Source organism: Polaromonas sp. (assembly GCF_013817205.1).
In the GTDB taxonomy this organism is placed as follows: Bacteria; Pseudomonadota; Gammaproteobacteria; order Burkholderiales; family Burkholderiaceae_C; genus Polaromonas.
On record NZ_JACDDD010000100.1, the window covers coordinates 1 to 11703 of the forward strand.

At 62.0% G+C, this 11703-nt stretch carries 8 protein-coding genes and 1 pseudogene; 3 read left to right on the forward strand and 6 right to left on the reverse strand.

The genetic code is table 11. The features are described from left to right. The 4 genes and pseudogenes from H0W47_RS16945 to H0W47_RS16960 all read right to left on the reverse strand — a co-directional run. A pseudogene (locus H0W47_RS16945) lies at nt 1-274 on the reverse strand (thiosulfate oxidation carrier protein SoxY); the annotation flags it as partial. 125 nt (nt 275-399) lie between these two features. Next, complete coding sequence (locus H0W47_RS16950) at nt 400-1518, reverse strand: c-type cytochrome (protein WP_296926513.1); 1119 nt, start codon at nt 1516-1518, stop codon at nt 400-402. Then, the gene (gene soxC, locus H0W47_RS16955) at nt 1502-2833 is read right to left on the reverse strand and encodes a sulfite dehydrogenase (protein WP_296926515.1); all 1332 of its coding nucleotides are present in this window, start codon (nt 2831-2833) and stop codon (nt 1502-1504) included. The genes H0W47_RS16950 and soxC overlap by 17 nt, the downstream gene beginning before the upstream one ends. Next, nucleotides 2827-3210 carry a helix-turn-helix transcriptional regulator gene (locus H0W47_RS16960; RefSeq protein ID WP_296926516.1) on the reverse strand — a complete coding sequence of 128 codons (384 nt, stop codon included), beginning with the start codon at nt 3208-3210 and terminating at the stop codon, nt 2827-2829. Before H0W47_RS16960 ends, soxC begins: the two co-directional genes overlap by 7 nt. Nucleotides 3211-3568: 358 nt before the next feature. On the opposite strand from H0W47_RS16960, the gene H0W47_RS16965 reads away from it, so the two are divergent. Both H0W47_RS16965 and H0W47_RS16970 read left to right on the forward strand, forming a co-directional pair. Then, a complete protein-coding gene (locus H0W47_RS16965) occupies nt 3569-4807 on the forward strand; it encodes a porin family protein (RefSeq protein WP_296926518.1) in 1239 nt (412 codons plus the stop codon). A gap of 45 nt (nt 4808-4852) precedes the next feature. Beyond that, complete coding sequence (locus tag H0W47_RS16970; protein ID WP_296926520.1) at nt 4853-6277, forward strand: FecR family protein; 1425 nt, start codon at nt 4853-4855, stop codon at nt 6275-6277. 5 nt (nt 6278-6282) lie between these two features. Here H0W47_RS16970 and H0W47_RS16975 read toward each other — a convergent pair whose 3' ends face one another. Next, nucleotides 6283-7305 (reverse strand): glycosyltransferase, encoded by a 1023-nt coding sequence (locus tag H0W47_RS16975; RefSeq protein WP_296926522.1) that lies wholly within the window; start codon nt 7303-7305, stop codon nt 6283-6285. Nucleotides 7306-7398: 93 nt separating this feature from the next. Between H0W47_RS16975 and H0W47_RS16980 the strand changes: the two genes are divergently transcribed. After that, nucleotides 7399-9537 carry a glycosyltransferase family 41 protein gene (locus tag H0W47_RS16980; RefSeq protein ID WP_296926524.1) on the forward strand — a complete coding sequence of 713 codons (2139 nt, stop codon included), beginning with the start codon at nt 7399-7401 and terminating at the stop codon, nt 9535-9537. Between the two features lie 102 nt (nt 9538-9639). On the opposite strand, the gene H0W47_RS16985 is transcribed toward H0W47_RS16980, so the two are convergent. Beyond that, nucleotides 9640-11559 carry a propionate--CoA ligase gene (locus H0W47_RS16985; RefSeq protein WP_296926526.1) on the reverse strand — a complete coding sequence of 640 codons (1920 nt, stop codon included), beginning with the start codon at nt 11557-11559 and terminating at the stop codon, nt 9640-9642. Nucleotides 11560-11703 lie beyond the last annotated feature (144 nt).

The window sequence follows — 11703 nt, forward strand, 5'->3', positions numbered from 1 at the left end:
GCTGAGTGGTCCCGGCGATGTTGCTCTGGGCGCCCACGCGCACCACACTGCCGTTTTCAGCGATTTCCGGCGCCTGCAGGACCAGGTCCTTGCTTTCGACTGGCGCCGCCGTAGCGCCCAGGGCCTTGGCGGCGTCCGCCAGCGTCTTGCTTTCGAAAGCGAGCTTGTTCCAGGCGGCAGCGGTTTGCGCCTGGGCGGGCGACAGCCCGGCCGAGGCGGCCAGGGCCAGCGCGGTGGCACCGGAACCGGTAGCTAAAAATTGACGACGTTCCATGGTCTGAACTCCTTTGGATATAACTTCAGCTTTAAAAAATACTTGACTCGATTGGACACAAAGAACCGGCTCGACAACAGGGTATTTATCCCGATCCGCGCCCCTCGCAAGACCGCTGCTCCACTTTAGAAGTCCTTCACCAGCCAATGGGCCAGTCGAGCAGAATCCGCCTCGCTCAGCGCCTGCGGCGGCATCGGCACATTGCCCCAGACGCCCTGCCCGCCGACCTTGATTTTGCCCGACAGGTAATTCACCGCGTCGGCACGGCCTTTATATTTGTTGGCTATTTCCCTGAAAGACGGTCCGACAATTTTGTTGTCCATGCCATGGCAGGCGATGCAGGCATTTTTCTGCAGCACCGGCATCACGGCGGCGGTTTCTGCCGCTCCAGCTGGCACCTTGGTTGCTATCTTTTCAGGAGCATCTTTCGCAGGTACAGCAAGGGCTAAAGCCGGATTTGGCACCGAAGTCGCAGGCGGCGGCCGACTCGTGTCTGCACCGCGGCTGGCACCGACCAGGCGCGATTGCTCGCTCAGCTGGCCGTGCGCGTTGCGAGCATAGTCAGGCAGGAAACTTCGCACGGCCACACCGGCTTTGCAGTCATGCACGCAACTCGATCCCTGCACGTCCGGCCTGGCATGGCCGCCGAGTTCCCTGCCGGGCCACATGGCGTGCGCGGTGCTCATGCCCTTGCGGTTAGGCAAGCGCTCCTGTACCTCGCGCATGTTGGCATCGGACAGCGTGAAGTCGGCCGGAACGATGTTGCCCAGGTTCAGGATGTAGGCCGTGACGGCGTAGACCTCATTGGCGCTTAAAGACTTGGGCGCGTTCCAGGGCATGGCTCGGTTGATGTAGTCCCACAATGTGGACAAGGTGGAAACCTTCATCAAGGTGGAGCGCTGCGGCTGGTTGGCGCCGGGCAGCAGGCTGTCAACGCGGCCGGTGCGTATGTCTGCGGTCGAGGTGCCGCCAACAATCGGTGTGAAGATATCCGACAACTCTCCAAATGTGCCATGGCAGGACGCGCATTGCGCCTCCCAAACCACCTCGCCCTGGCGCACCGAACCCTGACCTTTGGGCAGACCCTTGAAATCGGGTCGTACGTCGATATCCCAGGCCTTGATCTCGTTGGAGGTCGCGGCGCGGCCTATACCGGGGAATTTTTCAGATGGCCCAGCGGCCGGCGCTGACGCCGTCCACAGAACAACCGCCAGGACCAGCGCGGGCTTAAGCCAGCTGGACATTGCCGACCTCCCCGTTTTCCGCCAACGCCCAGGACTGGATCGCGTTGTTGTGATAAATGCTGCGGGAGGCGCGCACTTTACGCAGCGCACTATAGGTCGGCTGAACGTGACCGGTGTCATCGACGGCACGGCTCTGGAAAAACGCCGGCTTGCCGTCCCAGACAAAATCGGCATTGAAACGCGTCAGGCATTTCGACAGCACCGGCCCCTCGAGACGCGCCGGTCTCCAGTTCCTGCCACCGTCGACTGACACATCCACGCGTTTGACCTTGCCGCGACCACTCCAGGCCAGGCCGGTGATGGTGTGAAAGCCCTTCTCAAGCAAGACCTGCCCCCCGCTGGGCGAGGTGATGACGCTCTTGACCTCCTGGATGCTGGTGTACTGGCGATGGGTCCCGTCAGGCAACAGGTCCACGTAGTGAATGGCCTCGTCCTTGGTCCCGTAGGGCATGTCGCCCAGTTCGATACGTCGCAGGTACTTGACCCAACTCACGCCCTGCACGCCCGGCACCACCAGCCGCAGCGGGTAGCCATTCTCGGGGCGCAGCATTTCGCCGTTTTGCCCATAAGCCACCAGCACCTGGCCGTCCAGCACCATGCTCATGGGAATGGTGCGGGTCATGCCGGAGCCGTCAGCGCCTTCAGCCAATACAAATTTGGCGCGCTTGAAGTCGGCGCCACACATCTCGAGCAGGGTGCGCAGCGGCACGCCGGTGAACTCGCTGCAGCTGAGCATGCCGTGGGTGTACTGCACCGTCGGCACTGCCACATTGCCCCACTCCATGCCGGTGTTCGCCCCACATTCGATGAAGTGCATGCGGCTGGTGCTGGGCAGGCGCATCAGCTCGTCCATGCCGAAAACGGTCGGCCGCTTGAGCAGGCTGTCGTCCGAGCCGTTGATCATGAGACGGTGCTGGGACGGGTCAATGTCCCACCAGCCCTGGTGATGACGTTCGAAATGCAGACCACTCGGCGTAATGATGCCGAACAGCCCCTGCAGGGGCGCAAAACTGACGCTGGACTGCGGCACCCGCGTGAGGCCCGGGCTTTGCCGGCGCTGCAGGTTTTTCTCCCACTCGCTGGGCAGGCCGTAGCCGCGGGCCGCCACCGGCTGGCCAAGCCCTTTGCTGTGCGCGGGCAGGTTCATGATGGCCGGGTCGTCTGCGGCTTGCGCCAAGGCCCGCTGCGTCGCCATGGCGCCGGCAGCTGCGGCCATGGCGCCCGCGAGGAAACTGCGGCGCCCGGCGCGTACCGCCTGAATCTGCTCCCGATCGAGGAAATTTTCTGGCGCGCGCCGGATGAAGCGGTTCAACATGAGCGCTCCAATTGCACCGGCGACAGTGCCTCGCCCGGGGACAGTGCGTCGGGCTCATCGAGTTCAATTGCAATTTGAGTACATACGCTTCGGCACAAGGCCACCGCCTTTTCACTCTGCACGCGGTAAATCACCTGCGTGCCCTCCTTGCGCTTGGCGAGCACACCGGTGCGGTACAGCACGGCCAGATGTTGTGAGAGGTTGGGCTGCGTGGTGTCAATCTCGGCCAACAACTCGTTGACCGACTTTTCGCGTTCGCACAGGGCGCTCAACACCCGCAAACGCATGGGCGTGGCCAGCACGGCAAACAGCTCTGCGGCCAGCTCGAAAACCCGGCCCTGTTCTGCTTTGGCGCCGGCCTGAATCATGGTGTCCATCCCTATAGCCCTTGAATATAAGCAATGACTGATATTAAGATTCTGCTTTGGCAATGCCTACCGGGAATACCCTTGCTCGTGCTGCTTGCAGGCAATCCTGGCGCACCAGCTCCGTGCATCGACTGACGATTGGTGCACACACACAACAGCCGGGCGCGAGAGGGGGACTTAGTGGACAAAAGTCACCGGAAAAAGTCCATGATCTGGAAACACCCGTGCTATAAAACTCCAAATAACTTGTGGCCGTTACCAACCCTTACGCACTATGTCTTTCTTCAAACGGTCGGCCCCCTGGATCCTCCTTGCTTGCACATCGGTGCTGCTAGCCGGACCTGTTCGCGCAGAACCCGATGCCCTGGTGCGTGAATCCCTGCTGCTGGTAGAACAGGGAAAGGCCCAACAGGCATTCGACCGGCTTGCCGCGGTCGAACCTGAGCGCGCAGGCGATCCTGACTTTGACACCGTGCTGGGCATCGCCGCCAACGAAACTGGCCAGTTCACGCGCGCCGTTTTTGCGCTGGAGCGCGTCCTGACGGTTCAGCCGGCAAATTCCCGGGCTCGCGCCGAGCTCGGGCGCGCGCTGTTTTCCTTGGGCGACAACCAGGCGGCGCGCCAGGTGCTGCAGGAGACCAAGCGCGACGGCATCCCGCCGGAAGCCGCGCGAAAGATCGACGAATTCCTGCAGGCCATTGACCGCAACGAGGAAGCGGCCCGCTCCTCCATCCGCGGCTACTTGGAGGCCGGCATCGGCAGGGATAGCAACATCAACAGCGGGCCCACCAACGCCAATGTCGCTGTTCCCGCACTGGGCGGGCTGGTGCTCACGCTGGGACCCACGAGCGTCAAGCTCAAGGACACCTTTTACAGCGTTGGTGCGGGTATCTCCGGGCGCTACGTAGTCGACCCCAGGCTCTCGCTGATCGCTGGCGTCTCGGGCGGCTACCGTTTCAATAACGATTACAACGATTTCGACACGCGCCAGTTTGACCTGAATGTCGGCGCCAGCTACAAAGTTGACAAGAACGAATACACGGTGGCTGCGCAGGCTGGCGCGTTCGCCGCCGACAACCATCCCGTGCGCAACCAATGGGGCGTGGTCGGCGAATGGACCCACCGTCCCGATGCAGCCAGCCAGTGGACCACCTATCTGCAGCTGTCCACCTTGCGTTATCCAGGTCAGACCCTGCGCGATGCTGATCGCTATGTGATTGGCACGTCCTACGCCACGGCATTTCGCAGCGGCCTGCTGGCCTTTGGAGGCGTCTATGCCGGTACCGAAAATGAGCGCTCAGCCGGCGTCCCCCACCTCGGGCACCGACTCGCCGGCCTGCGCGCCGGTTTGCAGCAATCCGTTAACGCTGACGTGGATGTGTTTGCCAATATGGGATACGAGGTGCGCCGCTACGGTGGCGTTGACCCACTGTTTTTGGTGACGCGACGTGACCAGCAAACCAGTCTCAACCTTGGATTGACCTGGGTCCCGGTTGTCAACTGGCGTATCACGCCGCAGTTGTCGCTGCTCAAGACCAACTCCAATATCGCGATTTCAGAATTCAGCAAACAGGTTTTGTCTGTGACCGTGCGCAGGGATTTCTAAGCGCTCCGGTTTCTGGTTTCTGTAAAGACTTTCGAGGCTCCCATCATGGAACAATCCTTCAGGCTCAAAAATGCCGCACTGCTGATGGCGCTGGCAGCCGCCTACCCGCTGCAGGCGCACGCACTTGCCGGCATTGCGCAGTTCACGGCCGGCGAGGTCAATCTCCGGCAGACCGATGGCCGCGTCGCGGCCTTGGCCAAGGGCAACAACATCGACAGCGGCACTGCCATCGTTACCGGCAACAACGGGCGCGCGCAGGTCAAGTTCACCGACGGCGGACTGATCTCGCTGCAGCCCAACACCGAGTTCAAGATTGCCAATTACGTGGACCAGAACGATCCCAAGGAAGACCGCTTCCTGGTGGATCTGCTGCGCGGCAGCATGCGCGCCATCACCGGGTTGATCGGCAAGCGCAACCGCGACAATTACAAGCTCACCACCACCACCGCCACCATTGGGATCCGCGGTTCGGGGTTCAAGGTCGGCTACAACCCCGACGGCACGCTGGGCATCACCAGTGAGCTCGACAAGATAGAGGTATGCAACCAGAGCGGCTGCATCGGCCTGGTGGCAGGCGAGTCGGTCAGGGTGATCGACAACGTGACACCACCGGTTCGGACCAGCGCACAAGCCAAAGTGGACACACCTCCGACGGAGAAACAGCCCACGGTGGTCGGCGACAAGGTCAACGACGCTGGGAAGTCCGAGGTCGTCGCAACGGTCACTCCCGCTCCTGCTCCTGCTCCTGCGCCTGCGCCTGCTCCTGCCCCAGCGCCTGCCCCTGCTCCTGCCCCAGCGCCTGCTCCTGCTCCTGCTCCTGCCCCAGCGCCTGCTCCCTCGACTGGCAGCTTCACCAACATGCTGGTTCGTGCGCTCCATGATCCTCAGTTGAGTACGACCACCGTTGTATCCGCCGGAGGTGCGTTGACCGTATTGGACGCTGGAAAGGTGACCAAATTCAACGACCCGAACTTCAGCTACGTGCCAAATACTGTCGGCTCCTCCGGTTTTCTGGGTGACACCGCTAACAACGACTTCATCGGCTGGGGCGTGTGGACCAGCGCAACAAGAACCACCCTGGGCACGGCCACAACCTCGGGCCCTCTCAGTTATCTACACCATGTTGCAGGCCAACCGACTGCGGTGATGCCAACAACTGGAAGTGCAAGCTACACACTTGTGGGCTCCACTGCCCCGACGCTATACACGGGCGCAAGCGGCACGTTAAACAGCGCGACTTTTTCAGCAGATTTTTCGATTGGCTATGTAAGCACGTCCATAGTGACGAGTTTCGGCACTGTATCTGCAGGCTTTATGACCTTATCCGGACAAACGTTTTCGAGTAGCGGTAATGTCCAAGGATTTTTTTCAGGCCCGAATGCTGCGCGTGCCGCCCTCACTTACCGTGGCAACAGTGCCGCGAATGGCAACGGCAACTTTGCTGGTGCTGCAGTTTTTCAAAAACAGTGAGTTTCTCACCGCAACAGAAAGGCCAACTCGCGCTCGGTAGCCACCGGACCGTGCAATTCCTCAGCCTTCTGTGATGCTGCCAAGCCGATTACAGCGCGCATGTTGGTTGCCGCATGCAAACTGAGCACGGCATCGTAAGCTTCTTCCTGGGTGTCAATCAAAAAACCGGTTTTGCCGTCTTCAATGATCTCGGTATATCCTCCTCGCCGGTGCGCAACCACCGGCAAGCCACTTGCCATGGCTTCGACGACCACGCGACCGTAAGCCTCGGTCGAAACCCCCGTCCGGTAAAAGCACACATCCAGCGATGCGTAAAACTCGGGAACTGACTGAGCGCCTGCAGGGAGTAGTTCAATGCGTTCAACACCTTCCAGAGCAGGGGCCAGACAGGTACCGCCCATAACTCGCACCTGAATCCCCCTACTGGCCAACATGCGGTACAGGGCCGGATCGTCGGGATGATGCTTATCCAGCGCATCGCGGCTTGCGCGGCCGACTACAAATTGCTTCGGGGCCATTTCATTCGCGCCCGCGTTCACCTGCGCCAAACGTGAATGGACCAGCGCTACAAACGGATCAATATTCATAACACTGCGAACAACTGCGCCTGGTAACGACACACTCAGTTGCAGCATATGCGACACAAAAATCAACTCGGGTTCTACGCCCGTTGCCTCTCGCACCCGCTCAATCATTGCAAAAAGCTGCAAATGATTTGCCAAGTTGTAAAGAACGATGATTCGCTCAAACCGCGCGTATTTAAGCCACGGTCCAAGTCCGACATGCACGCCGGCGACAAGCAACACACCATCCCTCGGAAACCGATGCGCAAACGGCTGAATGGCGGCCACACCGTGCTCCGCATAGCCGCGATGGGGCGCCGTGTCTGACCAGATATGTACGCTCCTTCTGCCTGATAGCAACCGCTGCATATCAAGAATTTCGCGTTCTGCACCCGTATAAAGCGTGCCAAATTGTCCCAACAAGTGCAGGCTCGACAATCCCGGCGGTGGTACGAAGGAAATCATGATTCTTGGGATTATCCTTGCCCAACCATGAATTCACTTCCAGTACCCGCCGTAACCCAAGGCATCTGAAATAGCTGCCACATAATTCTGCTCATGCCCTCCACCAACGCGCCAGATCCCGTCGACCATGCGGGATGGATGGCGTGCGGGATCGAGCTCCATGCCACCGGTCAACTTGAGCAGGCTCTTGCAGCGTTCGAGCAGGCAGGCGCGCTGGAGCCTGGCAACATCAACACAACCACCGCAATAGCGACCGTGCTGTCGGAATTGTCCCGACCCAACGCGGCTTACCATACCTTGATGAGCGTGGCCCCGCAGTTGATGGAGGACGCCGACGGTGCCGCCAATCTGGCCATCGCCGCGGAAACCTGCGGTGACATGGCGCAGGCTCACCTGGCCTACACGCGCGCGCTGCAGTTGGATCCGGCCCACCTGCGGTCGCTCAACAACCTCGGGCTGCTCGCAGCGACCCAATCGCAATGGGACTTGGCGATCAGTTACGCCGAAAAATGTCTTGAGCTCGCGCCGGGGGATCCAAGCTATCACCACAACCTCTCGGACTTCCTGGCGGGCGCACGGCGTTACCCCGAAGCGCTGAATGTGCTTGATGCGGCCGCATTGCGCTTTCCGGAGCATCTGGACATCACCGCCAGACGTATCGCTGTGCTGGCGTTCAACGGAGATTTCGAACAGTCCCGCCAGCTCACAGCCGGCCTGGACGGCCGCGCGCAGGCCTGGCTGCAGTCCTTTCTGGCGCAGGCGCTGACACCGACGGATCCCGAGCGCGTGCTCCGGCCCGCTCCTCAAGTTTCGCCCGACCCTCTGAGTTTGTTCACAGGCCAGGCTTTCGAAGCTATGGCGGAATGCGACTGGCGCAGCAATACAAAGCTGGTTATCGCCCTGCGCGAGTCGCTCGCCGACAACGCCCGCACCGGGCGATATCGCGACTGGCGCGATGCCCAGTTCTACGGCCTCATGCTGGACCTGCACGAGAGTGAACTGGCGCAGATGCGGCAGGGCTCGGTCAAAACCATTGACGAAGCCATGACTGCCCGCCTGCCGGCGTTCAAGCCGGGCCGCAGGACGGCTGCACGCAGCGCGGACACCCGCATTCATGTGGGCCTGGCCGTTCCCAGCCTGCGCAACCCGCTGCAGCGCTTCGCCCTGCAGCGGCAGCTGGCGCTTCACGACCATGCGCGATTTGCCATCCATGTGTACGGCAGCACGTATCGGCCTGATCCTGCGCATATGGAATGCCTGCGTCCGCATGCGGCCAACGTGATGGAGACCGCGCACCTGACCGATGTGGAACTCGCGGCGCGTATCCGGCTGGACCAGCTCGATATCTTTGTCGATATGGCCTTTGCGTCGTCGGCTTGCCGGCCAGAGATCCCCGCCCTGCGCGTGGCGCCAGTGCAAATCCGGCAGCTCACCTGGCACCGGCATCATCCGCCCACCCCCTGCGACTACAACATCTCGGACCGTTTCATTCATCCGGACGGTCTCGATCTGGCGCCCTACGGGCCGGTGCTCAGGCTGCCCCACACCTGCTGGCTCGCCGTCCACGGCGACGATCACGGAGCACCCAGTCCGCTTTTGGTGCCGAGCGACTGCCCGGCGGCCTTGGTGCTTTGTTCGCGGTTTTTGCCTGCCACGCTGGATCCCGACACCTTCAGGGCCTGGATGAAAATTCTGCAGGCGCTGCCGGAGGCGGTACTCTTCCTGCCGAACTGCAGGCCTGCCGCAGCGGCGAACCTGGCACGGGAGGCAGAAGCTGCCGGTATTGCCGACTCACGGCTGCTCTTTACTGACCCATCAAGCGTGGCCGTGGAAGGTACGCGCTACCCTGACCTCTTCCTGGATCCCCTGCGCTGCAGTGCAGCCGAGGGATTGGAGGAAGCGCTGCGCAGCGGGGTCCCGGCCCTCAGTTGCGCGGGAGACTCCATGGCTTCGCGCATGGGTGGCAGCCTGCTGCGGGCCGCCGGCCTGCCCGGCTGCATCGTGGACAACCCGCAAGTCTATGTTTCCGAGGCAGTGCGATTGGGGCGGGATGCTCAGGCCTTGTCACAACTGGCCGGGCAGGTTCGCGCCGTGACGCCTGAGTCCGCCTTGTTTGACCTGCGATCGCGGGTGCGGGACTGGGAGACGGCGTGGGCCTGGATGGCGCAGCGATCGCGCGACGGGCTGGCGCCTGTCGCCTTTACCTTGCCACCTTTGCCGCCGGCCCCATGAGGGGGAGACAGGTATTTCTGGATTGCTCCTGTTTTGATAGCTGCCTACGCAATACCGACCAGGGCTGGAGGCCGATTTTGCTTGTAAGAGCCGCCCCTGGACTCAACCGGCCTGCACCCGATCCCGGATCTGCTGCAGCGCCGCCGGATCGTCCAGGGTGGTCAGGTCGCCGGCCTCGCGGCCTTCACACACCGCCTGGATGGCGCGGCGCAGCAGCTTGCCGCTGCGCGTCTTGGGCAGCAGCGAGACAAAACGCACACGCGATGGCCGGGCCAGCGCACCGAGGTCACCGTCCACCCGCTTCATGATCTCGCTTTCGAGCTTGAGCGCGGCCGCACTGTCTCCGAGCACACTGCCGTCTTTCGGCACCACAAAGGCCATGGCGACCTGACCCTTGAGGCTGTCGGCCACACCGACCACCGCCACCTCGGCCACGCCAGCATGGCCGGAGATGCTCTCCTCGATCTCGCGTGTGCCCAGCCGGTGGCCAGCCACATTGATCACGTCGTCGGTGCGGCCGAGGATGAAGTAATAACCGTCCTCGTCACGTATGCCCCAGTCGAAGGTGCTGTAAACCATCTTGCCGGGCACCGTTTTCCAGTAGGTGTTGACGAAGCGTGCATCGTCCTTCCACACCGTCTGCATGAAGCCGGGCGGTGTCGGGCCTTCCAGCACCACCACGCCTTTTTCATTGGGCTGGGTCAGTTCTTCGCCGGTCGATTCGTGCAGTAGCTTGACCCGGTAGCCATACATCGGGATGCCCGGGCTGCCGAACTTGCTGGGGGTTTGCTCTACACCGTTGGCCACGGTGAGCAGCGGCCAGCCAGTTTCGGTCTGCCAGTAGTTGTCGATGATGGGCACATTCAAGCCCTCGCTGATCCAGCGCGCGGTCGGCTCGTCCAGCGGCTCACCCGCCAGGAACAGGGCGCGCAGGCTGGACAGGTCGTACTTCTTGAGCAGCGCCGGGTCCTGCTTTTTCAGCACCCGCACGGCAGTGGGCGCGCTGAACATCGCCGTCACTTTGTATTTTTCAACCAGGCGCCACCAGATGCCGCCGTCGGCCTGCTTGTCCAGGCCCTGGGTCGGCAGGCCCTCGTACATCAGCGTCGCCATGCCGGCAATCAAGGGGCCGTAGATGATGTAGCTGTGACCTACCACCCAGCCGATGTCGCTGGTCGAGAAATAAGTCTCACCGGCGCGGCCGTCGAAGATGTGTGTCATGCTGGCCGCCAGCGCCACCGCGTAGCCGCCAGTGTCGCGCTGCACGCCCTTGGGTTTGCCGGTGGTGCCGCTGGTGTAGATGGTGTAGCTGATGTCGGTCGAGTCCAGCCATTCGCACGGCACCTGCGCATCAATGTGCGCGGCGCGCAGTGCACTCCAGAGATGGTCGCGCCCTGCGACCATCGTCATCGGGGCCAGCGCGCGGTCGGTCAGCAGCACCGCCTGTGGCTTGTGGCTGGACAGGCGAATGGCTTCGTCGAGCAGCTGCTTGTAGGGCACGATCTTGCCGCCGCGCGAGCCGGCATCGGCGCTGACAACCACTTTGGGCGTCGCGTCGTCGATGCGCGATGCCAGCGAGCCGCTGGCAAAGCCGCCAAACACCACGCAATGGATGGCGCCCAGCCGCGCGCACGCCAGCATGGCAAACGCGGCTTCCGCCACCATGGGCATGTAGATCAGCACGCGGTCGCCCTTCTGCACGCCCAGTGCCTGCAGGCTGGCCGCCATGCGCTGCACTTCGCGGTGGAGCTCGGCGAAGCTATATGTTTTTTCAAGGCCGGTCTCGGTCGAAACGTAAATCAGCGCCGCCTGGTCAGGCCGGTCTTTCAGGTGCCGGTCCACCGCGTTGTGGCAAAGGTTGGTCTTGCCGCCCTCGAACCAGTGCACAAACGGCGGGTTGTCATAGTTGCAGACGCGCGTGAAGGGCCGCTGCCAGTCGATCAGCTTCGCCTGTTCGGCCCAGAAGGCGTCGGGCTCATCAATCGAACGGCGGTAGAAGTCGGCGTAACTTGTCATGGTCAGTCTCCGTGAATGTTTTGGCGCGGCAACTCAGATTTTGACGACGATGCGGCCGCGCACCTTATCCGCTACTCCGAGCGCTTGGCTGAGGCTGGCATAGAGCCCTCGGTGGGTAGCAAGGGCGACAGCTATGACAACGCCTTGGCC